Below are 25,275 nucleotides of genomic sequence, written 5' to 3' on the forward strand. Positions count from 1 at the left end.
TAAAAATTTAATTATGTGTTACCATATTTCCTTAACTAAACCTCAAATAGAAATTGAAGATAGATTTGATGCTAATTTTGAAGATTATGGGTTGTATGAACCTTTTTATCATTTAAATGGTTTTAGTCAGGAGATTTGCTACATTATTCCTATGGAGGAAAGTCATATTATTGATGGTGCTACATGGGGATTAAAGCCAACAGATTATTTTTCTAAAGATAACTTTAAGTTAAATACTTTGAACGCCAAATCTGAAACAGTCTTAGATAGTCCTCTTTACAGGGAACCGATACTAAACAGAAGATGCTTAGTCGTAGCTGACGGGTTTTTTGAGAGTAAACATGTAAATAGTAAGAAATATCCACATTATATTAGTTTAGAAAAGAGGAGTTTATTTGCTTTTGCTGGGATATACAATTTTCATGATGATGGAGTTTTATCTTGTTCAATATTAACGACTAAAGCAAATGAATTTATGAGTGAGATTCATAACTCTAAAAAAAGAATGCCAATAATTTTAGATGAAACATTTGAAAAAGAGTGGTTAAATGAAACTTTAAAAGAAAATCATATAAAAGAATTAATGAAAGTGTGTTTTACAAAATCAACACTTGAGGCGTATACAGTATCAAAAGATGTAACAAATAGTAGAGTAAAAAGTGATAGAGAAGATATAATTAAACCGTTTCATTATCCTGAATTGAATACACTTTTTTAACCAACAACTTTCTGAATTCTTTCTAATTCAATTTTTAATTCGTTAAATAGATTTAAAACTCCATTTAAGTTTAAATTTCTTTTATCAATATCTTGATTGTTTATAGTGCATTTATACTCCCAAATTTCTAGAATTTCTTCCAAAGGGAGTTCGTATGGTTTGAATTCTTTATTGTCTGGTGTTAATAAAAGTGAGTTGTTTTTTACTTGTTTGGTTATTCTTTTGTATGTAATTCCATCATTTCTACTTACTAATATACAGGCAGTACCATTTTTTAAATTATTAATATCCTCTACAAATTCACAAACTACAAATGCTCCATTAGGTGTTGGCAACATAGAATCACCTTTGATTGGAAAAGCTCTATGTTTACCTGTAGGTAGAAATGGAAGCTTAAATCGTTGAAGTTGTTCAATATATTCAGGGTCATCATAACCATTTAAATAACCAGCAGATGCTTCAATAGGAACTATCTCTATTAGGTTTTCATTTTCTTCATTAACCATTATTGGAAATAATACTCTTTGGTTTCCTACATCAATATGTGAGTATTCATCTGAATACGTTAAATCTTTTCTAATTAAAATGTCTACAGGTAAATTAAAATAATTAGAAAATCCAATTAATGTTTCAATTGAAGGTTCGCTTCGAGCCTCTTCATAAGAGCCAATTCTAGACCTGTGAATACCTAATTTATCAGCTAATTGTTCCTGAGTTAAACGCCTTAATTTTCTTAAATGACGAATGTTTTTGGAAATATATTTCATAATACTACAAAATTAAGCAAGAAATACTACAAAATATAGATAATTTTGTAAAATGTTTTTAAATACACATTCATATTATAGTTTAAGATATGGGGTAATAGCTCCTAAAGACTTGATTTTATTGATGAAATCAATGAATGTAAGTGTCTTTTCTCTAACAGATATAAATGCTACAACAATGTCATTAGATGTCTTTAGAATGGCTAAAAAGGTTAATTTAAAGGTTGTTTTAGGTGTAGATTTTAGAAATAATGCACAGCAAAAGTTTATAATGCTTGCTAAAAACAATCTAGGTTTTAAAAACATCAATTCATATCTCTCTACTTTTTTGCATAAAGAAAATTTTATTATTCCTAATAAAGCAAAGGAGATAGAAAATACTGTAGTAATTTATCCTTTTCATTCTTATAATAACAGAGAATTAGAATCAAATGAATTTTTAGGTGTTAGAATACAAGATATTGGTAAGTTAAGATTTTCAAAATGGACTCATAAACAAGAAAAGCTTGTAATTCTACAAACAGTTACATATCAAAATAAAAAAGGGTTTAATACACATAGGTTATTAAGAGCTATTGATAACAATACGTTATTAAGTAAACTTTCTAAAAAAGAACAAGGCTCTGAATTTGATGTAGCTATTGCTACTAAAATTATCAAAGAAAAATTTAGTGAGTTTCCTCTCATCATAAATAACACAGAAGAAATACTAAAACAATGTAATTGTGATTTTGATTTCTCTGATAACGTACCAAATAATCAAAAGTGTTACACAAACAATGAAGATTTAGATTTTAAATTATTAAAAAAGCTAACTTTTGATGGGCTGCAATATAGATATGAGACACCTACAAAAAAGATATTCCAAAGAATAGAAAAGGAGTTAAAAATTATTAAGGAGAAAAATTTTGTATCCTATTTTTTAATCAATTGGAAAATTTTAAAATACGCTAGAAGTAAGAACTATTATTATGTAGGGAGAGGTAGTGGAGCAAATAGTATTATTGCCTATCTGCTAAGAATAACAGATGTAGACCCTATAGAGCTAGATTTATATTTTGAACGCTTTATTAATTTATATCGTACAAATCCTCCAGATTTTGATTTAGATTTCTCTTGGAGAGATAGAGATGATATTACTCATTTTATATTTAATAGATTTAAAAATACAGCTTTAATATCTGTATATAATACTTTTAAACATAGAGCATCTGTAAGAGAATTAGGGAAAGTTTTTGGTCTGCCCAAACACGAAATAGACAAGTTATCAGCTAATAAATTTAAATATGATAATTTGGACAAACTATCAAAGTTAGTTTTGATATACAGTAAATATATTCAAGGCTTTCCAAATTATTTAGGAATACATGCAGGAGGTATTTTAATCTCAGAAAAGCCAATCCATCAGTATGTGGCAACTTTTATGCCTCCTAAAGGTTTTTCAACCACACAATTTGATATGGTAATTGCTGAAGATGTTGGGTTGTACAAGTTTGATATTTTAAGTCAGAGGGGATTAGGTAAAATAAAAGAAGCTGTAGAGATAATTAATTACAATCAACCAGAAAAAGCAAAAGAATTAGATATACACGATATTAAAAGATTTAAAGAAGATGGGAAAATTAAAAACCTATTAAGAACTGCCAAAGCAATAGGTTGTTTTTATGTGGAATCTCCTGCAATGCGTATGCTAATGACTAAATTACAAGTAGACACATATTTAGGTTTAGTTGCTGCAAGTTCTGTTATTAGACCAGGAGTTTCTCAGTCTGGAATGATGAGAACATATATACAAAGACATAGATTTCCTGAGAAGAGAAAAGAAGCCCATCCCATTTTATATGATATTATGCCAGAAACTTATGGTGTTATGGTGTATCAAGAAGATGTAATTAAAGTAGCGCATTATTTTGGAGGATTAACACTTGGTGAAGCAGATATGCTTAGAAGAGGAATGTCTGGTAAATTTAGGAGCAGGTCAGAGTTTGAAAAAGTAAAACAACAGTTTTTTGATAATTGCAAAAAATCAGGCAAACCAGATAATTTGTCTGCTGAAATCTGGAGACAAATAGAAAGTTTTGCAGGTTATGCTTTTGCAAAAGGTCATTCTGCATCTTATGCTGTTGAAAGTTATCAGAGTTTGTTTTTAAAAGCTTACTATCCTTTAGAGTATATGGTGGCTACCATTAACAATTATGGAGGGTTTTATAGAACAGAAGTTTATGTCCACGAAGCAAGAATGGATGGAGCAATCATACAACCTCCCTGTATTAATAGAAGCTTTACACAAGCAGTTATTTATGGAAAAGAGATATTTATTGGTTTTATGTTTTTACAATCCTTTGAATCTAAAACAGGGAAAGAACTGATTAAAGAACGTAATAAAAAAGGAACTTTTAAAAGTTTAGATGATTTTATCAACAGAGTATCAATTTCAATAGAACAAATTAATATTCTAATAAAAATTGATGCATTTAGATATACAAAAAGAAACAAGAGAGAGTTATTATGGGAAGCGAATATGAAGATTAATAAAGTAACTTTTGATACTAATAAACTAACACTATTTGAATCTATAAAACTAAATTATAAAACGCCTAATTTACCTTCTACAAAGCTTGAAGATGCTTTTGACCAAATAGAACTTTTAGGTTATCCAATATGTAATCCCTTTGATTTGTTGGTTGATAATTTTATACATCCTTTAAGAGCAAATCATTTAAAAAAATTAGTTGGGAAAAATGTAACTATTGATGGTTATTTAGTGACTTCAAGAAGAGTAAAAACTAGCAATGGTAAAACAATGTACTTTGGGAATTTTGTCGATTATGATGGCTTTTTTATAGATGTTGTAAACTTTCCTCCTGTAGTTGAAAAATATCCTTTTAGAGGTAGAGGAATCTATAGAATAACGGGTAAAGTTGTTGTTGAGTTTGATTGTATAAGTATTGAAACTCAAATTATGGAGAGATTACCTATAATAGAGGACCCAAGATATGCTGACAGTCAAAAAGGTAGAATTCTAAAAAATAAAAAAACAGCATAATGCAAGATAGGTCTATTGTACATATGGATTTAGATACATTTTTTGTGTCTTGTGAAAGATTATTGGATAGCAAATTAAAAGGAAAACCTATTTTAATAGGAGGAACTTCCGATAGAGGTGTAGTTGCATCCTGTAGTTATGAAGCAAGAACATTTGGGATTCATTCTGCAATGCCAATGAAAATGGCTAAACAACTATGTCCAGAAGCAATAGTATTAAGAGGTAATTCTGGAATCTATTCTAAGTATTCAAATTTAGTAACTGATGTAATAAAAGATACAGTGCCATTATATGAAAAATCATCTGTAGACGAATTTTATATTGATTTAACAGGAATGGATAAATTCTTTGGTTGCCATCAATTAGCAAGTGAGTTAAGACAAAAAATTATTAGAGAAACAGGATTGCCCATTTCTTTTGGATTGTCTGTTAACAAAACTGTATCTAAAATTGCTACAGGTGAAGCAAAACCAAATAATGAAATTAAAGTAATTAAAGGAACAGAGAAGCCATTTTTATCCCCTTTATCAGTTAGGAAAATACCAATGGTTGGAGAAGTTACTTATAGAGCTTTGTGTGATTTAGGAATTAAACAAATTAAAACGGTTCAAGAAATGCCAATAGAAATGATGGCAAAAGTTTTTAAAAAGAATGGAGTTTCTATATGGAAAAAAGCTAATGGAATAGACAATAGCCCTGTTGTAAAATATCAAGAAAGAAAATCTATTTCAACAGAAAGAACCTTTGATAAGGATACAATAGATGTAAACAAACTTGAAGGAATTATTGTTGCAATTACAGAAAATTTAGTCTATCAATTAAGAAGAGGAAATAAACTAACAGGTTGTGTTGCTTTTAAAATTAGGTACTCAGATTTTCAAACATATACAGTACAAAAAAAGATTCCGTACACATCTGCTGACCATAAAATCATTCCACTTATAAAAGAATTATATAAAAAACTGTATAACAGAAGAATGTTAGTAAGGTTGATTGGTGTAAAATTTTCACATTTAGTAGAAGGAGGTTTTCAAATTGATTTATTTGATGATGAGGATAAAATTTTAAACCTTTATCAAGCAATGGATAAAATGAGGGAAAAGTTTGGTGATAGAGCAGTAATTAGAGCTGTTGGTATGGAAGCAAAAAGTATTTCAAGGTGGAACCCTTTCAATGGAGAACCTCCACCTTTGTTAGCTAATAGGAGGAGATAAAAGACTTATTAGTCTAATTTTAAGAGAAGCTGTAATGATAAAAAAACTATTTTAAAGCTCTGTTTCTTTAGGTTGTCTCAGTAACTAATTTAGTAAATACAAACAGAAAAGAAAATACGAAAGGATTTTCGTAAGTTGAATAAAAGAAAGCAAATAATTTTGTACGTTATTGGGGAAAGTTATTTTATCAATCCTAATTTTTTAAATTTTCTCTGTAGTTCATAAAAAGTTTGTTCAATATTATTGTTATTAAATGGTATATATTGTAAACCAGCAATATTTGAAAACCCCTCTATTCCTTCTTGTTTGAGAATTATTACTTTATCAAAACCTAATCTTCCTTGAAATAAACCAGCTTCGTGTATAACATTTTGTCTTGCTCTTGACTTTCCATCTGCTGTTCCATCTTCCGCTGTTAGAACTAGAATAGCAAAAGAAGATTTATCTAAGAATTCTTGTAAAACATTTATTATAGATTCACTTGTTCGAGTTTCACTTTCAAATGATAATGTATTAAGTTCTAATTCATCTTTCAGGAATACCTGAAGTCTAGCCCAAAGTTGACTTCTTCCGTGTCCAATAAAAATTTGTCCACTTCCTTTTGTTTTTGTTTTCGTTTTTAATTTTATTCTTTCTTGCTCTTTTTGTAATTCTGAATTAGATAAACTTCTTAATTTATTGATTAATTCAAAAATTTGTAAAACAGTTTGGTCATTAGAAGATGTTTGGTTTGGTGGAATGTAAAAACCATCAGAAGAACGATATCTTTCAAAAAAATCATTAATTTTAACAGAATAAAATTTTAGTTCCTGTAATGATTCTGAATCTAATTCATTAAAATTAAATTCAGCAAGTTTTCTTACAAATGTTTGAATTGAAGAGAAAAATTCTAAGTCAGTTTTCACACTTTCCCAAAGACCTTCTGATAATAATTGTATTTCTTTAATAATCATAGTTAATTTTTGTGCTTTTTTTTATTTTTCCCAACGGTTTAGTAAATGAAAATAGGATTTTTTATAACGCTTTTTTCCGATGTTTAAAATTAATATTTTTTAGGTTTAGAAACATTCAATTTTACTTAATGAAGCTGTTTTTTTATGTACATTGTTACACGTAGGTAATTTCAAGATATTTTTCCATTTGTAACTTTAATAATTTCAAATAAACCTATCCAATATTTACCATTGTTAACAAATTTATCTCTTTCTCTTACTAAATCTCCAATTAAGTATTCATCTGAAGTTTTTTTCCAAATTTCTATTTTTGTCTTTTTTAGTAATGTTTTTAAATATGAGATATAATATACTTTTGTAATGATGTTATTTTTTACATTAATTCCATAAATAAATTTGATTTTGTGAAATCCATTTGAAATTTTTCGTTTGGATGATATAATAGTATCATCAACGCTTAACTCCTTGCTCTTTTGCTTAATTATAATCTCGTTGTCAAATATTTTATATTTTCTCTTATAAAAAATTTTTGAAATTACACCATCATTTAAATTGTAATAATTAAACTTTGTTTCAATATATTCTTGGATAGGAACTTGACCGTTAATTAGAACAGTATTTCCTCTAATTATTCCTTTTTGCTTAGGTTTTCTTATAATTTCGACTTTAGAGTTATCCACAAGTTTTAATTGCTTAATATTTAAATCATTTTTTCTTGAAAATTCTAGATGTTTTAAAAAGTTTTGCGGTGAAAACTTTGAATTATCATAGAAAGCAAACAATTCAGAATCATTAGAGTCTTTTTTCAATAAAAGAATTTCATTATAAATTGAACTTTTATTTAGAAGTATTTTATTATTTAAAAATTCAATAATCAAGTAATCATTTAGGAATTCATATTTTCCGTCAATAATATTTCCATCTCGAGAAATTGTTAGTAATCCGTTATTTCTAAAAAACCATTTCTCATTGAATTCATTTGATGAAATTCTCATCCAAGTTTTTCCTTGAAAGAAAGCAATGTTTTTTAATCTTTTGTCAAAAGATTTTAAATTAGAAATTAAAAATTTTAAATATTCTAGCATTTTGTTTCAAGCTTACGAACAACGTGTTTGTACAAGGTTAGTTGCTGGGTTCAGTAATAAAGTTACTAAATAATTACTGACAAAGAAAATCCGCGAGAATTTTCGTAACTGTGCAGAAAACAAGCAATTAATTTTTTACGGTGTTGCCCATAGTATTTATTCCTAAAAAGGTAATTCATTATTATTAAAATTTGTATTCCTAATTCTTAATTGGTTAGGTAGATATGAATTTCTATAATTGTTATTTGCCATAATTAAAGCCTCTTCATATGTCCAAAAGTCTACAGTAGGTAATTTACAATAATAGTAATCCATTTTGTTTCTAATTGAATTAATAATATTTTCTATTAATTCAACACATAAATTAGGGTGTTGTGCAATTTGACACTCACTAAATCTAATAACTCCCCAATTTAAATCATTAAAATAATCATTCCTTAGTTCTTCTGAAATTCTATCAATGTGAATTGGAAGACCATTACTTGAATTATAAGGTTCGTCAATCTCAATATCAATGTGAAATCCTGATTTCTCACAAATGAAAACAAAATCAGGTTTATACTTATTATTTTTAACTGTTAAGTCAACATTTATTTGATTTTTAAACTTTTCAATTAAAAATTGTAAGAAAAAGATTTCTGTTTTTCCTTTCTTTCCTACAAAGTTTAGTTTTTTTGATTCACAAAATGATTTTAATTCTTCATGGTATAATTTTTCAGTATATGAATGGAAATTTTTTTCAATAATAAAATCAATTTCTTTGATTCTAAGATCCCTTTCCTTCCTATTCTTTTCGTTTTTTTTAGAGATTAATTCATACTCTTCCTCATACTTAGTTAACAAATTAGAATATTCATTTTCAGGCACAGTTTCCTTGACTTCATACTTGGTGTTTTCAATTTTAACTCCGAAACTTCTTAGGAAAACTATTAAAACTATAATCATTATTAGAACGAATAAAGCATTTCCTTCTTTGCCAATAGATGAAAAAATAATAATACCTAAAAAAATTAATCCTGGAGAAGCCATAATTAACATACAGCCATTACCTTTAATATTAATCTTTTCTTTTTCAACTAAACGTGTTTGGCTTGGTTTATTAGGTTCTTTTATATATGTTACAACTGGATAATTTAATCCCATTCTGTAACGAATTTCTTCTTTAGAAAACCCCTTATTAATTCGTTCAAGAATATCATTCGGTATTTTAACGAATGGATAATATTTAGTATCAGATTTAAAGAATTGATGGTTTTCTTTCATTTAATTCAAGAGTTATTGAATGGAGAAAAGTTTTTTTTTATTATGGGCAATTGGTTATATCAAATCAAATATATTGTTTTTTGGTTTTATTTTTCCAGATAAAACAATTTTTAAGTTAATAAAGAAATTGATTTTTAATATTCGTATGTTTTTATAAAACAAAAACTCCACTTCTATAGAGAGGTGGAGTAAATTGCTATGAAAAAGAAAAAGAAATTTCTTTCTACTCAAATATAGTTATTTAAAATCAAATAAATCTTTAACTTCAATATTTAATGCTTTTGCTAAAACATATAAGGTAGATATTGTTGTATTAATTTCTCCTCTTTCTATTCTACCAATTTGTGATATAGATATGTCACAGTCATTTGCTAAATCTTCCTGAGAAAGGTTAGCAGAATTACGAAGCATTTTAAGGTTATTACCAAATGCCCTCATAAATTTTTTATTCTTGACTTTTATCACAAAGTAAAAATGAACAAACCTTAAACAATTCATTAAAGCATATATGCGTTATAAGTATTATATTTATACAAAAATTTTTAAACTATGAAATTAATAGAAAAATTCGCAAATTTTAAACCAGTAATAGAAAGCTATTTAACTGGTGATAATTATAGTGTTCAATTATCTACTAAAGATAAAGTAAGTTATATGAGAATACTCCCCTTTAATAAGAAAGGGTTTACATATTATGAACTTGATACGATTAATAACCAGTGCATACAGTTTTCAGTAGTGACTGTTCAGGGATTTAAAACTATTAGGAAAGATTCTTCAAAATGTATTTCTACTGATTTATCAGTGCAAGAGTGGGTTAAAGTTTTAGCAGAACTAACCGATAATCATATGGACAGTGAGGAATATCAATCTTTTTTAAAAGGTTATACTAAAGCTAAAAGTGGTTGCTCTGCTGTTTTCATTTCATTTTTAATTATAATATCAATCTTTTTAACTATAAACTAAAATGATATACATAGTAATATTTATTATTGTCTTTTTTTATATCAGGTTTTTGTGGGAAAATTCACAAAAACAAACATTAGAACAAATCTTAAATAAAAAAAAAGAAGCTGAATTTATAAGGATAAAAAAAGAAATTAATGAAAACAATGAAAGAGAATTTATGCGGAAATTGGCCTTTCCTAATATGCATATAGATGATGAATTTGATATTGTTAATAAAGAAGAAAATAAGATGAAACCAATAATTTTTAAAAACTTGACAATCAATCAAAGAAAGTCTATTGTAAATTTTCATAATTTAGTAGGACTTTCAGATGGAGAAGTGAATTATCAAGAAGCTGAAATTATAACTAAACTTTGTCATTTATGTAAAGTTTCGTTAGAAGAATGTATGGAATATTTTGATTATGAAGGTGGTATGGAGAAATTAATTAAAAATTTATCTACTATATCTAATTCTGAAAAAGATATTTTGAATTTAAGTATTTGGAATTTAATTATTTGTGATGGAAAACCTAATGAAAAAGAACTTTCTATTACTTATTCTGTATTAAAAAATATAGGTATTAATGAAAATGCTTTTTTAGAATCAATTGAAAAAGGTCTGAAAGTACAAAATGATTTTAACAATAATTAAACTATGAAAATTAACTTAAAAACTAGGTCAATTAATACAGATAGTGGAGTTTTTATAAAAAAGTTAACTTGTAAATACAATATTACCGAGGAAGATTTAAAAAAAGATGGAAATAAAAATATTATTGGGAATTGCAATTATTGCCAAAAAGGAGTTTACAAAACTGAAAAGTTTACAGATGAAGAATTGCAAACTTTAGTAAAGAAAGACCCTAATATATGTTTTTATGTAAATAAAAGTCAATCTAACATTTCAAAAATAGAGGTGGGAGAGTTATTATATTTTAATAATCTACAAGGTGCGTCTACAATAGAATGCTTTGATTGTGGATTTGAAACAGAGTCATTTCTAACTAATTTGAGAACTGAATCAAATAGACCTTGTCAATGTCAGGAGTGTGGAATGATATATGAAAATTTAGCAGATAAAACCTGTTCACATAAATGTATAACTTCTAAAAAGCCTTTGTTTTGTATTAGTTGTAAATCAACAAATGTAAAAGTAGGTCAACTAATTATAGGTTAAAAAAAATTTTTTTTAAAATTTTCTACAACTTTTTTTGATGCAAGAGTGATGTAACATACATATCAACCCCCGCTCATTTTGGGTTTTGGGATACTCCCACATTAATATTAATCTTAAAATTTAGAAGACTATGGTTAAAATTGTAGATTTCACAACCTATCAAAAAGAAGATGGGACAGAATTTTGTACTTTAAAGGTACAAGCAGGAGTAGAAGCTATAAAAAGCAAACAAACTGGTAGAATGTATTTAACAGCAAAAACAGCAAGAGTTCCTTGTACTTTTAGTGAGGAAGTTTGTGAAAGTTTGATAGGTTCAGAATTACCTGGGATAATTAAAAAAGTAACTGTTGAACCTTATGATTATGCAGTTCCTGATACTGGAGAAATTATCACGCTATCGGAGAGAAATGAGTATATTAGTGAAGAAGAGGCAATTATACAAGAGAGCCTTGTAAAAAAAGAAGAGGTTTTTTAACAACTTCTAACCAGATATAAATTAAGAGTCTATAGAAATATAGACTCTTTTTTTGTGTCTTTTTTTTAGTGAGATGAACTCACAAAATTTAATTATAAACAATAATATTTAAAATTATGCAATTACAAAAAGCACAAAGACACCAAGTGAAATTGAGATTAGGATTGTCTGGAGCATCAGGATTTGGTAAAACTTATTCAGCTTTATTACTAGCCTATGGAATAACAGAAGATTGGACTAAAACAGCTGTTATTGATACAGAAAATAATAGTGCGTCTTTATACTCTCATCTAGGAGATTTTAATGTGGTTTCTTTAAATCATCCCTATTCTCCAGAAAGATATATAGAAGCAATTAAACTTTGTGAAGAGAAACAAATGGAAGTTATTATAATTGATAGCATAAGCCACGAATGGAATGGAAAAGGTGGGTGTCTACAAATACACGAAAAATTAGGTGGAAGATTCCAAGACTGGGCTAAAATTACTCCAAGACATACTTCTTTTATAGATGCCATTTTACAATCTAATTGCCATATTATAACCACAGTTAGAAAGAAAATGGACTATTCTATGGATAGAGATTCTAATGGTAAAACAAGGGTTGTTAAACACGGTTTAAAAGACATCACTAGAGAAGGTTTTAGTTATGAGTTGACAGTTGATTTTGAAATTATCAATGAAAATCATTTAGCAAAAGCAACTAAAGACAGAACAGGTCTTTTTATGGATAAACCTGAGATTGTAATTACTAAAGGAGTTGGTAGAATGTTAATTGATTGGTGTAATCAAGGTGTGTCAATTGATGATGCTAAAAAAGAGATAGCTAAATGCACAACTGTTGAAGGATTGAGACATTTATATCAAAAATATTCTGGACTAAAAAAAGAATTGAACTCAACAATTTTAAGTCGTAAACAAGAAATTGAGAAAGTGAAATCAATGTTAGTAGAACAAAAAGAAATTATTCAACCTAATAAAACATCAGAAAATGGAATTAATAGCTAATCATCAAATAGAAGATATCGTCCAAGACACTAATACAATAGTGCATAAATCATCAAGTAGATTTATAGAAGCAAACACAAAAAAAGTAAGTTTAGAACATTTAAAAAAAGAATGTATTATCCCTGTTTTTGCAAAAGATAACGAAACTACCTTATCTCATTTTGAATTTATAGATGCAACTAAAGAAATTGCAGAATCTGTATTTAATGGAGGGTTAATAGAGCCATCTATTAGGGTTTCTCATCAAATTAAGGGTAGAATTCCCTCAGCTATTGGTAAACCTGTAAAAGAGCTATTAGAGCATGAGAAAACTACTTATTATGAACGTATGGCTTTTATGATGGAAGTGCCAAACAAACAAATTGTAGTAAATAATCAGATTTTAAATTTGTCAATTGGAGGAGTTAGAGCATATAATCAAGAAAACTTATTTTCTAAAAAATCTATTGAAAAATTTAAAGTTTTTATTGGATTTAAAAATACTGTATGTACAAATTTATGTATTGCTACAGATGGCTTAAACTCTGAAATTAGAGTTAGCAGTATTCAAGAGTTAAAAGAAGCAATTCAAAATCTAATTAAAAATTATAGTCAAGAAAATCATCTTGAAAATATGGAAAAATTAAGTAATTTTTCTCTGACTGAAAAGCAGTTTGCTCATTTAGTAGGTAAAATGAGAATGTATCATTTTCTTTCTAAAACTGAGAAGAAAGGTAAGTTTCCATTGCAACTGACAGATTCACAAATAGGTGCTGTAGTAAAAGATTATTTCAGTGATGAAAACTTTAGGAGGTCAGATAATCTAATAAACCTTTGGAATGTTTACAATCTTTTTACAGGAGCTAATAAGAGTTCTTATATAGATAATAATTTTGAACGAAATGTAAATGCTTACGAGTTTATACAAAACATAAGGAATTCAATAGAGAATAGAGTTCCAAATTGGTATCTATCACATTAATATTATAGCTATTTGTAGAATTCAATATAAAAATTACACTAATAATGAATGATGATGAAATTGCAGATTTAATGAGGTATAGCTCTTCTAATGAACTTTATATCGTAAATAAAAATGATAGGATCATAAAGCTAAAGTGTCCTTTTAAGGTAAAAGCGAAGTATAATATAGGAGGGTTAGTAAAAGATGAAATTGTTTTAGTTACAAAGGTTAAAATTACTCGAGAATTGCAATCTGCCTACATCATTAAAAATCAAGCTTATTATTGTCATCATTTTGTAATTCTTTAGAAGGCTGTTGTGCTGAATTTTTATCCTTTTGGAGTTTTTGAGACGGTATCAGCTATAAAAAAATACCACTGAAAAGAGACTAGTATATTAATATTGCAATAAATTAACATTAGGAACATATTTATTGCGATATTATTATCAAAAACACATATATAATTAAAATAATTATAAAATAATGTTAAAAAAATTAGGATATGTCAATATTTTTTTGTATATTTGCATCAAATATTAATGGTTGGATATCATTAATTAGTAGATTATAAAAAAAATATCAGAAAAAATCATTAAAATATATAAAGAACAAGTTAAAAAAAAAGATTCTGTTAATTATTCTATAAACCATACATTCTGTATGGTTTTTTTGTTTTATAGATAAACTCTTCCCAATCAAAATTAATTAAAAACTATTGTTAGAAGAGGTCAATAGAATTAGAATTATGGTTTAGCAATAAAGATTTGAATATTCCAAAATGGCTATTTTATGAGAAATGGTCTTATGCAATAAACTCTTGGCTCAAGGGATGGATGAAATGAAAAGGAGGGTATTATTAAAAGTAAAAAAGAGAAAGAATAATGAATATAGAAAATTTTTTAAATAGAAATTATGAATTTAAGTACAATGAAATATTAAGCAGAACCTATTATAAAGAAAAAAATGATGTGGGAAATTTTAATTTGCTTAAAACTTATAAATTCAATTCAATTGTAAGACAATTAAATAACAATGAAATAAAAGCATCAGTTCAAGGCTTAAAATGCCTTTTAGAATCTGATTATGTTAAAATTTATAATCCTTTCAAAGATTATTTTGAAAATCTTCCTGAGTGGGATAAAACAATTGATTACATTGAACAATTAGCTTCAACTGTTAAAACAACTGATGATGAGCTTTTTAAATGGGCATTTAAGAAGTGGTTGGTTGCTTTTGTAGCTTGTGCAATCAATGAAAGCGAAGTAAATCATTCAGTCCTTATTTTAACAGGAAAACAAGGTTCTGGTAAAACAACATGGTTAATGAATTTAATACCCAATGAATTAAGAGAATATGGGTATTCTGGTAATATTAAACCAGGTAATAAAGATTCAAATATCTTACTTTCTGAAAAAATCTTAATAAACATTGATGAATTAGCTTCTTATAGTAAGGCTCAAGTAGAGGCTTACAAAGAGTTGATTACAAAAGATAAAATAACAGAAAGAAGAGCATATGGGTATTTTTCAGAAAACTATATAAGAAGAGCTTCATTTGTAGGGAGTTCAAATCATAATCAAATATTAATGGATGTAACCGGTAATAGGAGGTTTTTAGTGTTTGAATCCAAAGATATTGCTTATAATTTGAAGATAAATTATAAGCAATTATATGCGCAAGTAATGTTTTTGTATAAAACAAACTTTAAACACTATTTTGATAAAGAAGATATAGGTAGAATTGAATTAAATAATGAAAAGTATAAACAAACTTCAATTGAAGAAGAATATATAGATAAATATTTTTCTACACCAAAATTTAATGATGAGGAATCAAGAGTATTTATGAATGCAACTGAAGTAATAGAATATTTGAAAAAAAATGCATCCGCTTATATAAACATTAATGTAGTAAGCATAGGTAAACTATTAAAAGCGAAGGGGTTTACTTCTACTAAAAGAAAAGGTCTAAAGAAGTTTATATTAGTTAAGAATTAAAAAAAAGGTAAGAAAGGCAGGTTAGGTAAGTAATAATTTTATTTATAAGTATATAATTAATATTTAAAAGTTGAAATATTTACCTACCCACCTTGCCTAAATGAAGTTTGAATATGAAAGGATTAATTTATAAAGTAGTAAATAAAGAAAAAAAAAAAGTCTATATTGGATTAACAACCAAATCCATTGAAGAAAGAAAAAAAGACCATATAAAAAAATCAAAGAAAGGCAAGAATTATTCATTTCAGAATGCAATAGCAACTTATGGATTAGATGCTTTTAAATGGGAACAGATTGATGAAGCTACCACAATAGATGAGTTGGCAAAAAAAGAAAAAGAATATATTATTAAATATAATTCAAAAGAAGTAGGGTACAATATGTCTGGTGGTGGAGAGATTAAGAAAGCAGTATTTCAATTCGATATCTTAACAGGTAAGTTAGTAGATAAACACTCTAATTTGACAGATGCAGGTGCTGTAATTGGATTAAGTAAGCAATCCTTATCCAAAGTTTGTTTAAGTGTAAATAAAGCTTCACATGGCTTTTATTGGAGTTATGAGTTTAAAGAATATTTTGAACCTATTAAAGACAAAAGAAAAAAAGGAGTGCAACAATATTCTTTAGATGGTAAATTAATTGATGAGTTTATATCAGTTTCAGAAGCTTCAAAAAAAACAAGTTGTAATAAATCTGGAATAGCTAAAGTATGCAGAGGAGAAAGGAAATTATGTGGAAATTACATATGGAAATATATCTAAAAACAATAGGAGGTTTAATTACCTCCTTTTTTATGTTGTTTTACTAATTCATTTGCCACAGATTTACTAACTTCAAGTTTAGTTCCCTTTAATTCTTCCTCAATTTTTCTATAAGATTTGCCTTGTTTATGTAATTCTAAAACTTTATTTAAAAGTTCAATATTATTAGATTTAGCTTTTATACTGGTTGAACCTCTATTACCAGAATTTGAAAATACCATATCACTTGAAAAATTAAGCAAGTAAGATTTTTTCTTTTCAGATGCTTCTAGAAAATTTGATTTTAATATCCATAAGTCCTTTTGTTGAGAATTCTTTTTATTTGGTTTTAATTCAACTACTGACCTCATTTTAGCTTCAAAACCTTGAGAACCTAAAATACTGTCTTTAGTTGGAGAATTATGTTGAGTTCTTTTTCCTGTATGGTGTAAAAAAATAATTAAACAATTATTCTTTTTTGCAAGATTATCATAATGATTTAGAAAACTTCTTACTTGAGTATTAGAATTTAATTCTTTAGTAAATACATCAGTAAAAGCGTCAATAACTATTAAATCTGCTGGTTCTTTTGATAGTAGCTTAGTTAATTTTAAATATAACTTATCTGTATCAAATATAAATTTTAAGTTCTTTAGAAGGCTTAATTCTTCCTTGTCTTTTTTTATACTTGCTATTTGTTTTTTTATTGAATTTCCAATACTATGAACTCCATCCTCTGTACTAACATAAATTACCTTACCATGAGTAATATTTAATTTGAAATCTAAAAAATTTTCTTTTTGTAATACAATAGAAAGCGCCAATTGTCTTAAAAATGTTGATTTCCCTGCATCAGATGTTCCAACTAATGAAGCAAGACCAACTTGTTGGAAAAAAGGCTCTACAAGTTTTGGGACTTCTTTAATATTTAGGTTAAACAACTCAAATGCATTATATAAATCTTTATCATCTTCAACACTGTATTTTTCATTTAATAAAATAACATTTTTTTGTGTAGTTGATTCCTTATTATTCTTTATTCTTTCAATAAATAAATCATTTTTAGCGTATTCTTTATTGATTTTAGAAGTAACACTCTTTAATTCATCTGGCGGACCTATATGACCTAAATTCTCTGATTCTATATGAGAATTATTAATCCTTTGAGTAATTTCTTCCATACCCTTTGGTGGTCTAGCAGATGTAAATACTATATCGTCAATATCATTCCAATCAAAATCTTCTGGAATATCCCCAAGGTTAATCTCTTTTATCTTTTTAGTCATAATAAAATAGTGTCCTATTTATTATTAATATATAAGGACAGGACAATATATGAAATTAAGTTAATATTAACTTATAACAAGTAATCTATTCCCAAAATAGAATACAAACGTTATAGATTGTAATTAAAAAATAAGTCCCTAGTCAATTAAGATTTGGTCTTTATCTTTTATAAACTTTCTTTAGAGTAGAAATATACATTTCCTCTTTTCAAATTCAAGTTTGCTGTGCAACCTATGATGCATTAAATCTCATCCTTTTATTTTTGTTTTAACTTCATTAAGAGAATGCAATATTTTTTTAATAACCATATAATATTTCCTTTTAATAAAGAGACATAACAATAACTATAAAATTATAGATTAATATTGATTTAATCTGTGTTAATAATTAATAGAATAAATAAGGAGATCCTAGTTGGCTTTTACATACAATTAGATTAATTTTGAAAACACTACAATTAGTTATGATAAAAATAAAAAGTAAAAAAGTAGAGGGTATAATTTCTGAAATTATAGACCAGTACGCATATGCAGATAAATCAGATAGACCTTGGATTATAGGTTTTAGTGGAGGTAAAGATTCTACAGTTTTATTAACATTAGTTTGGATAGCCCTACAAAGAATAAAGCAAGATTTACCTTACCCTTATCAACTTAGAAGACCTGTTTATATAGTTTGTAATGATACAATGGTTGAAAATCCAATAATCTCAAGTTATATAGATGATGTTTTAGTAAAAATAGAAGAGGGTGCAAGAGACCAAAATTTACCTATAATTGTAAAGAAAACTGTTCCTAAATTAGAAGAATCTTTTTGGATAAATGTAATTGGAAAAGGTTACCCTGTTCCTAATAACACCTTTAGATGGTGTACAGATAAACTTAAAATTAGACCAACATCAAATTTCTTATTAGAACAAATTGATGAAAAAGGAGAAGCGATTGTTTTATTAGGTACGAGATATGAAGAAAGTGCAACACGTGAAAGATCAATGAAAAAACATGAAGTTGCAGGAAAAAGGTTGTCAAAACATAATACAAATGCAAACACTTTTGTATATGCTCCAATAAAAGAACTTCAATTAGAAGAAATATGGTACATAATAAACACTGTAGATTCTCCTTGGGGATTTGATAATTCTATTTTATTTCAAATATACTCAGATGCTAGTGCAGATGATTATGAGTGTCCAACTGTGGTAACTAATAAAAAGCATTCCTCTTGTGGTCAAAGTAGGTTTGGCTGTTGGACATGTACTGTAGTAAAAAAGGATAAATCCATGTCAGCTTTAATAGATAATGGTCAACATTGGATGGAGCCTTTATTGCAGTTTAGAAATAGACTTGTGGAACAGAGAAATATCAGTGAAAATAGATCTACTACCAGAAGAAATGGTATGCCTGCTGTAGATGAAGATGGTCACAGGTCAGGTAATTACGAGATGCATTATAGAGCAACTATACTTAGAGAGTTATTAGAAATTCAAAAAGAAGTTCAACAAAAAAGACCTCACGTTGTTCTAATTACTAATCAAGAGTTAATTGCTATTCAAGTAATGTGGAATAGGGATTTAGAGTTCGATTATACTGTTGGTGATATTTATAAAAAAATATATAATAAAGATATTAGTACTAATAATATCAAATCATTAGATGATACAGAAAGAAGAATCTTAAAAGAGGTTTGTAAAGAAGATGCTTCATATTATCATTTAATAGATAATTTAATAACACTTCAAGAAACAAAGACTCTTATGATTTCTAAATATGGATTGCATAATGATGTTGAAAATAGAATTGAGTCTTTTGTTAACGAAAATGAATTATGAAAATAAGTAATATAAAACTAAATAACTTTAGGATATATAAGGGACAGAATGAACTGAACTTGTTGTCTAGAGATGATAAAAATATTAGTCTTGTTGCAGGTAAAAATGGTTTTGGTAAAACAACTTTTTTAACCTCTTTAATATGGTGTTTTTATGGAAAACTTATGACTCAAGTAGAGGATAAGTATAAAAAGGATGTTAAAAACATTGGAGGTTATGATAATTATTTATTGTCATTAGTAAACAGAGATAGTAAAGATGAATCTCCAGAAACTATATTTTCAGTAGAGGTTGAATTGCAAGATTTATTAATACCTTCAATACCTTGTAGAACAGTAAATATAAAGAGAACTTATAGTTTAAAAACCAAGCAAGAAACATTACAAATTCTTATAGATGGAGATGAAAATGAGCTGACTAAAGATGTAGGTTTTGAGGTTTTTATAAATGATTTTATATTGCCTAGAGAAATAGCAAAGTTCTTCTTTTTTGATGCTGAAAAAATTGTGTCTCTTGCTGAAGCAAAATCTAAAGCTGAATTAAGAAGTTTAAGTAAAGCTTATTCTGAGGTGCTAGGAATTAAGAAATATGAAGAGCTTAAAAACAATTTAGAATCACTTTTAACTAAACTAAGAAGAAAAGGTGTTTCAGACCTTGAAGAGTATAAACTTAAAGAGTTACTATCAGAAGAAGAAGAATTAGAAAAGCTAATCAATCATAATCAAGATAAACAAGACGAAATAGATAAACATCTTGTTATTTTAAAGTCTGAAAGTGATACATTACAAGAAAAATTGATTCGTGAAGGTAATTCTATTACTTTAGAAGAATTAAAAGAGTTAAAGTCTAAGCGTGATAATTTAAAAGAGGAGTCTATTAGTTTAAAGCAAGAATTAAGAAAATTATTAGACCTTACACCACTTGTAATAGCGGGAAAACATCTAAGTAAATTGTATAATCAACTTGTTTTAGAAAATGATGATTTATATGGTGCTTTAACAGAGAAGCTTTTAAAGAAAGAGTTAGAATCTTTTTCAACAAGTATTCTGACTAATAAAGATTTATTAAATTTAGATACTTCCATTAAAGATAAAATTGAAAAAGCGATAAGTAATTCCATAAAATCTAAGTTCAAGAAAAAGGATTCAAAATCTAAAGTAGGTAAAGTTTATCTTGAGTTTAGTGAAGAGTCCTTTAGGGAGTTTGAGGCTATTTACAATAACATTAAAACAACGTTTTTAAGTCAGTTTAATGCTATTGTTAAAGAAGAGAAAATCAACAGAGCTTTGCTTAGCAGAACCAATAATAAAATTAAGCAAGGAGAAGCCAGAAAAGACAATCATTTAGCTAAGCAGTTTAGAGATGAAAAGACTAGTGCTGATACCAAAATTGAAAATCTTTTAAAGGAAAAGAATGATCTTTTAGAAGAAGTTGGTGGATTAAGATTGAAGTTAACTTCACACAAAAAAGTAAGATCTGAATATGAGAAAAACTTTAATTTAGTAGAGACAGATAAAAAGAAGTATGATGTCACGCAAAAGCTTTTGATTAAGATTAATGAGTTAATCAAAAGAATCAAGGAAGATAAAAAGTACTCTTTACAAAAATCTGTTTCTTTAGGTTTAAAGAAGTTGATGCATAAAAAAGATTTCATTTCTAATGTTAGAGTTAATATTATTGATGATGTTATGGACATTGACTTATTAGATAAAAAAGGACAAGTTATAGATAAGGACTCTTTATCTAAAGGGGAACAACAACTCTATGCAACAGCCTTATTAAAAGCACTTGTTGATGAATCTGGAATTAAGTTTCCTGTTTTTATTGATAGTCCTTTACAGAAGTTTGATAAGTACCACTCTAAAAACATAATTAAAGAGTTTTATCCATCTATTTCAGAACAAGTAGTGTTGTTCCCTTTATTAGAAAAAGAGCTATCTGAAGCAGAGTATGAGCTTTTAAAGCCTAACTTAAATAAAGCGTTCTTAATTCATAATACTGAAAATGGGTCTGAGATCATCTCTACTCGTGTAAATAATTTATTTAAAGAATTTAAAAAAGAAAAAGATGTTTACACATATTAAAACTAGTAAAGAAAATAAAGAGATTGTATCTAAACTAACACGTAGACTTAATCTAGGGACAGAAAATATAATTTCTAGAATTGCATTAGCACATTCTCTGTCTCAAGATAGAGTTTTAAAGTTAGAAGATATACAAAACTCCGGAGGTAAAGATTACTCTAAAGCGGTGCTTTTTGGAGATTATTTAGATTATTATTTAGGGATGGTTGCTTTACATTATGGTATTCATATTACAGATAAAGACCTACCTAAATATATAAAAATGCATATTGATGATGGGCTTCAGTTGTTAAATGAAGAACTAAACCAAAGATCAAATATTGATGGTTTTGATTTTTTGGTTGAGAAGATTGAAATAGGATTAAATAGTTTAATTTAGTGTTATGGTAAATACATTTAATAGATTCACAACTAGGGAGATTTTAGGGTTATTCATTCCTAGCTTATATTTCAGTTATATAATATTCGAAATTTTTTCGACAAGTTTTTCCTTTGAATTAAATAATAGTACAAACTCTTTTAACTATTTAATTTTATTTATAGGTTCAATTTCTATAGGTAGTATATTGTACGTTGTTGATTTGCCAAAAAGATTTTGGTTTTTTACAGAAGAATTGCCTACTACATTAATTATGAAAAAATTGATAGAGGATGGGAAAACAATTGATAAAGTTAATGTGGAAATATTTTATTATAAATTTTTAGATGAAGTTGTTGCTGAAAAGAATAAATCAATAACAGACAAGCAGACTACTTTATACCATTTTTCATCTAACATGTTTTTGTGTAGTATATTGCTTTTGGTAATTCAAGTTTTAAAATGTAGATTGGCTTTTGATGACGTAATTTCTATTGTTAATTTGGTTATTATGATAATAAGTGCAATAGGAACTTTAGGACTTCTTTATGGAAAAGGTAAAATTAGAAGTCGTTTTAAAAGACATTATACAGAATTCATAGATTCTCAATATTATATAGATTTGAAAGATAAGAACTAATTACAACTCATAGCATAGATTAAATCTCTTCATCCGTGCTATGAGTTGTATATTTACTTAATTTTATTTTGTGATTCAATACCAATAACTTCTTTCAGTTTACTTAAAATTTTATCATAATTTGATGAAACATAGACAGCTCTTTTGCCTTTATATTCGTCCTCAGCTATTTTAGCGTCAGATTTACTTCCATCTATCTTTAGTAGTTGTATTTCTCCTAATTTTATTTTATTTTCCACTAGATTATCATATTGTTTTTCAAGATTACTAATAATTCTTGAAGAGAGTTCTTCAAGATTTTTCTTATTTTGTTTTTCAATAAACAAATCTTCAAGTTTTACACTTATTAGGTTATTTTGATCTTTTTTATAATTTAAAATAATTAATACAATAAGATTTTTTACATATTTTGAGTGTTCAGGTTTAGTTGTGCCAAATATTACAGAATATAAGGGGTCGGTTTTATTTAAAAAGGAACTAGTGAGGTTTTCATTTATAAAAAGGTTTAAGTGACTTATATAATTTAAAATCTCTTCTTCAGAAATATGATGGTCACTTTCAACTAACTCTATTCTCACAATTTCTGCTAAAGCTTCAAAATAACCCATTTGAAACATTAGTGTAAAGAAGATATTATAATCAGAAAGTTCATTTCTAATATTCTTTTCTGTTTTTTTTAAGGCTTTCATTGATAAATCACTATCGCTACCTTTATTGGCTTTTGAAAGGCTCTCTAGTACAAATCTCTCTTCACTACCTCCAAACAAAGTTTTATATGCAGTATTTTCAATTTTATTAAAATTTTCTGGTTTAGATTTTAATTGAAATTTATCATATTCTTTGTTCACTAATTCAATCATTTTTTGATATGGAATAAGTTTTGTGTAAGTTTCTGTGAAAGACTTTAACCATTTAACTTCGAACAAGTTGAGGCTTTTTTTTCTTTGTTCAATAGAAAATTCAGTAGCTTTAACATCCTCTTTTAGAAATTCATCATTTGAAGGGAATTCTGGTTCTTCATCTATACCTAGCCTTATTCGAAAAGTAGATCCTTCATCTGGTTCTTCTGAGTCCTTGAAAAGAAATTCACAAATTCTAAAAATAATTCCAATAGTAGTTATTACTGACCTGTTCGCTTCAATTTGAACTTCTTTTTTGTTTTGTGAGTTGTACTCTAAGATGGCAGTGTAAATATTGGGAACATATTCTTTAATCGAAGAAAATATTTTTCTAGTAAATACAGCGTTTAAATCTTTTTCATTTAGTAATATAGTTCTTGAATTACTAGGTTGTTTAGCAGATTTATTGACATCAACAAAAATGTTTCTCAATATCTCTTTTATCTCTCTCCTACTGTCTAACTTCCAGTTAATATTTGGAAATAATTCTTCTAGTTTTTTTAGCTCTACATCATCAATGGATTCAACAGCATTTGGAAAGAAAAGTATGGTTACAGGTACTTTTAAATAATCTAGTTTGTGTTTATCTAATGATACACTTTCATAGAATTTTTTGAGTCTTTCATTTTTTATCAATCCACGAATTGCTTGTAAAGCCACTAATCTGTGTTGTCCATCTACAGCCATTAAATTAGTGTTCCCATCCTTCCATCGAATTTCTGTGGGTAAATAATATGGTTTTTCATTTTCATCAAGAAACCATCTAACACAAAAGGAATCTTGAAACTCTATTTCAAATTTTTTAGCATCTCCTTCTTGGAATGTCCTTGTTGTTACTTTTGGATAAAAACTTTTTATTGATTTATTGTCTTCCTTTGGTTGTGTAATAGCAACCACAATTGGTGGGAAAAATTTATAACCAATACCATCTGTTAAATAATTTGATATATCTCTTCTAATTCTAAAATCATCTAAATCTCTTTGAACTAATTCTTCAAAATCAATTTCAGATATATCTAAAACATCTCTTACAGCGTTTAACTTTCCAATATCATTTATATCGAAAGATGTATTTAGGTAAAATACAGGGGAGTTTTTATCAGTGTAAAAAACACCAAAATCTCCTGCCATTACCATTTGAAATTTTTCTTTGGCCATAGGGCCTCTATATTGACTACTCATTATCTTCTTCCGAATAAAGGGTTATAAAATCTATTAATTAAAAACTCTGCATTACCAATGATTTTTCTGTCTATATCTTTTTTGACGCAAGCAAAAATTAAATATTCCCACTTAAAGTCTTTAGAGGCAATTCTTCCTCCAAATGACTTTAATCCTTTTTCTAGTATAAGTTCTTCTTCTTCGTTATTTTCTCTCATTTTTTTTATATCTAAAAAAGATTTTTGGTGCTGACCATAACGTTTTCTAAATGATACTGTGATACCAACATATAATGGGTTGACTAATAAGCTGAAATTTGCCAATAAGTCCATTAATTCTCTGCATTCCGTTAAACTGAGATCTTGAATTTTATCACCATAAACTATTTCTTCTTCAGTTTCTTCGATATAGAATTTTTCAATGAAACTTCTGTTTTCATTTATTTCAACGTTGTATTTTCTAAAAAAAGACTTGACGCTACCATTTAGTTTATCTAAAGAAATTAAGCTGTTTAATAGGTTCATTTTTTCTGCAAATTCATCAACTGTGTTGAAGTTTTTAAATTTAGAAAAATCTAAATACCAAGCATATATTCCTTTTTCATCGGGAATATTATTTTTATCTCCAAAGGATTTTTCATATGAGTAAATATCAAAATTTTCAACCTCAATCATGTCTTCCT

24 protein-coding genes are annotated in these 25,275 nt (G+C 27.1%); 16 read left to right on the plus strand and 8 right to left on the minus strand.

What is annotated here, in order from left to right; translation table 11 throughout:
* Positions 1-13: 13 nt before the first annotated feature.
* Entirely contained in the window at positions 14-718 is a 705-nt protein-coding gene (locus FP421_RS11900) for an SOS response-associated peptidase (protein ID WP_159950881.1), read from the plus strand.
* On the opposite strand, the gene FP421_RS11905 is transcribed toward FP421_RS11900, so the two are convergent.
* Entirely contained in the window at positions 715-1,485 is a 771-nt protein-coding gene (locus FP421_RS11905) for an XRE family transcriptional regulator (protein WP_159950883.1), read from the minus strand. The two genes, FP421_RS11900 and FP421_RS11905, sit on opposite strands and share 4 nt — an antisense overlap.
* 52 nt (positions 1,486-1,537) lie before the next feature.
* On the opposite strand from FP421_RS11905, the gene FP421_RS11910 reads away from it, so the two are divergent.
* On the plus strand, positions 1,538-4,531 hold the full coding sequence (locus tag FP421_RS11910) for a DNA polymerase III subunit alpha (RefSeq protein ID WP_159950885.1): 2,994 nt from the start codon (positions 1,538-1,540) through the stop codon (positions 4,529-4,531).
* Positions 4,531-5,745, plus strand: a complete 1,215-nt coding sequence (gene dinB, locus FP421_RS11915) for a DNA polymerase IV (protein WP_159950887.1) — start codon at positions 4,531-4,533, stop codon at positions 5,743-5,745. The genes FP421_RS11910 and dinB overlap by 1 nt, the downstream gene beginning before the upstream one ends.
* A 179-nt stretch (positions 5,746-5,924) precedes the next feature.
* Here the strand turns inward: dinB and FP421_RS11920 are convergent, their stop codons facing one another.
* The 4 genes from FP421_RS11920 to FP421_RS11935 form a co-directional block, all read right to left on the minus strand.
* Positions 5,925-6,698 carry a TIR domain-containing protein gene (locus tag FP421_RS11920; protein WP_159950889.1) on the minus strand — a complete coding sequence of 258 codons (774 nt, stop codon included), beginning with the start codon at positions 6,696-6,698 and terminating at the stop codon, positions 5,925-5,927.
* 170 nt (positions 6,699-6,868) lie between these two features.
* Positions 6,869-7,783, minus strand: a complete 915-nt coding sequence (locus FP421_RS11925) for a hypothetical protein (protein WP_159950891.1) — start codon at positions 7,781-7,783, stop codon at positions 6,869-6,871.
* 162 nt (positions 7,784-7,945) lie between these two features.
* Positions 7,946-9,046 carry a hypothetical protein gene (locus FP421_RS11930; protein WP_159950893.1) on the minus strand — a complete coding sequence of 367 codons (1,101 nt, stop codon included), beginning with the start codon at positions 9,044-9,046 and terminating at the stop codon, positions 7,946-7,948.
* A gap of 237 nt (positions 9,047-9,283) precedes the next feature.
* On the minus strand, positions 9,284-9,544 hold the full coding sequence (locus tag FP421_RS11935) for a helix-turn-helix domain-containing protein (protein ID WP_317163334.1): 261 nt from the start codon (positions 9,542-9,544) through the stop codon (positions 9,284-9,286).
* Between the two features lie 51 nt (positions 9,545-9,595).
* Between FP421_RS11935 and FP421_RS11940 the strand changes: the two genes are divergently transcribed.
* From FP421_RS11940 to FP421_RS11980, 9 genes are all read left to right on the plus strand, one after another.
* On the plus strand, positions 9,596-10,012 hold the full coding sequence (locus tag FP421_RS11940) for a hypothetical protein (RefSeq protein WP_159950897.1): 417 nt from the start codon (positions 9,596-9,598) through the stop codon (positions 10,010-10,012).
* Position 10,013: 1 nt separating this feature from the next.
* Positions 10,014-10,649, plus strand: coding sequence for a hypothetical protein (locus FP421_RS11945; RefSeq protein ID WP_159950899.1), 636 nt, complete (start codon positions 10,014-10,016; stop codon positions 10,647-10,649).
* 3 nt (positions 10,650-10,652) lie between these two features.
* Positions 10,653-11,174 carry a hypothetical protein gene (locus FP421_RS11950; RefSeq protein WP_159950901.1) on the plus strand — a complete coding sequence of 174 codons (522 nt, stop codon included), beginning with the start codon at positions 10,653-10,655 and terminating at the stop codon, positions 11,172-11,174.
* A 130-nt stretch (positions 11,175-11,304) separates the two neighbouring features.
* Positions 11,305-11,649, plus strand: coding sequence for a hypothetical protein (locus tag FP421_RS11955; RefSeq protein ID WP_159950903.1), 345 nt, complete (start codon positions 11,305-11,307; stop codon positions 11,647-11,649).
* A gap of 116 nt (positions 11,650-11,765) precedes the next feature.
* Entirely contained in the window at positions 11,766-12,656 is an 891-nt protein-coding gene (locus FP421_RS11960; RefSeq protein ID WP_159950905.1) for an AAA family ATPase, read from the plus strand.
* Positions 12,640-13,617, plus strand: coding sequence for a DUF3871 family protein (locus FP421_RS11965; RefSeq protein ID WP_159950907.1), 978 nt, complete (start codon positions 12,640-12,642; stop codon positions 13,615-13,617). Before FP421_RS11960 ends, FP421_RS11965 begins: the two co-directional genes overlap by 17 nt.
* A 44-nt stretch (positions 13,618-13,661) precedes the next feature.
* The gene (locus FP421_RS11970) at positions 13,662-13,907 is read left to right on the plus strand and encodes a hypothetical protein (protein WP_159950909.1); all 246 of its coding nucleotides are present in this window, start codon (positions 13,662-13,664) and stop codon (positions 13,905-13,907) included.
* Between the two features lie 573 nt (positions 13,908-14,480).
* Positions 14,481-15,596: a VapE domain-containing protein gene (locus tag FP421_RS11975; protein ID WP_159950911.1), complete on the plus strand. Its 1,116-nt coding sequence runs from the start codon at positions 14,481-14,483 to the stop codon at positions 15,594-15,596.
* Positions 15,597-15,709: 113 nt separating this feature from the next.
* Positions 15,710-16,357, plus strand: a complete 648-nt coding sequence (locus FP421_RS11980; RefSeq protein WP_159950913.1) for an NUMOD1 domain-containing DNA-binding protein — start codon at positions 15,710-15,712, stop codon at positions 16,355-16,357.
* A gap of 14 nt (positions 16,358-16,371) precedes the next feature.
* Here FP421_RS11980 and FP421_RS11985 read toward each other — a convergent pair whose 3' ends face one another.
* Complete coding sequence (locus tag FP421_RS11985; RefSeq protein ID WP_159950915.1) at positions 16,372-17,622, minus strand: AAA family ATPase; 1,251 nt, start codon at positions 17,620-17,622, stop codon at positions 16,372-16,374.
* Positions 17,623-18,086: 464 nt separating this feature from the next.
* Between FP421_RS11985 and dndC the strand changes: the two genes are divergently transcribed.
* From dndC to FP421_RS12005, 4 genes are all read left to right on the plus strand, one after another.
* Positions 18,087-19,451, plus strand: coding sequence for a DNA phosphorothioation system sulfurtransferase DndC (dndC, locus tag FP421_RS11990; RefSeq protein ID WP_201288841.1), 1,365 nt, complete (start codon positions 18,087-18,089; stop codon positions 19,449-19,451).
* Complete coding sequence (gene dndD / locus FP421_RS11995) at positions 19,448-21,535, plus strand: DNA sulfur modification protein DndD (protein WP_159950917.1); 2,088 nt, start codon at positions 19,448-19,450, stop codon at positions 21,533-21,535. Before dndC ends, dndD begins: the two co-directional genes overlap by 4 nt.
* Entirely contained in the window at positions 21,519-21,914 is a 396-nt protein-coding gene (locus tag FP421_RS12000; protein ID WP_159950919.1) for a DndE family protein, read from the plus strand. The genes dndD and FP421_RS12000 overlap by 17 nt, the downstream gene beginning before the upstream one ends.
* 253 nt (positions 21,915-22,167) lie before the next feature.
* A complete protein-coding gene (locus FP421_RS12005; RefSeq protein WP_159950921.1) occupies positions 22,168-22,533 on the plus strand; it encodes a hypothetical protein in 366 nt (121 codons plus the stop codon).
* 53 nt (positions 22,534-22,586) lie between these two features.
* On the opposite strand, the gene FP421_RS12010 is transcribed toward FP421_RS12005, so the two are convergent.
* A complete protein-coding gene (locus FP421_RS12010; protein ID WP_159950923.1) occupies positions 22,587-24,614 on the minus strand; it encodes a ParB N-terminal domain-containing protein in 2,028 nt (675 codons plus the stop codon).
* On the minus strand, positions 24,614-25,267 hold the full coding sequence (locus FP421_RS12015) for a hypothetical protein (RefSeq protein ID WP_159950925.1): 654 nt from the start codon (positions 25,265-25,267) through the stop codon (positions 24,614-24,616). The genes FP421_RS12010 and FP421_RS12015 overlap by 1 nt, the downstream gene beginning before the upstream one ends.
* Between the last annotated feature and the right edge of the window lie 8 nt (positions 25,268-25,275).

Source organism: Polaribacter septentrionalilitoris, from assembly GCF_009832745.1.
GTDB lineage: Bacteria > Bacteroidota > Bacteroidia > Flavobacteriales > Flavobacteriaceae > Polaribacter > Polaribacter septentrionalilitoris.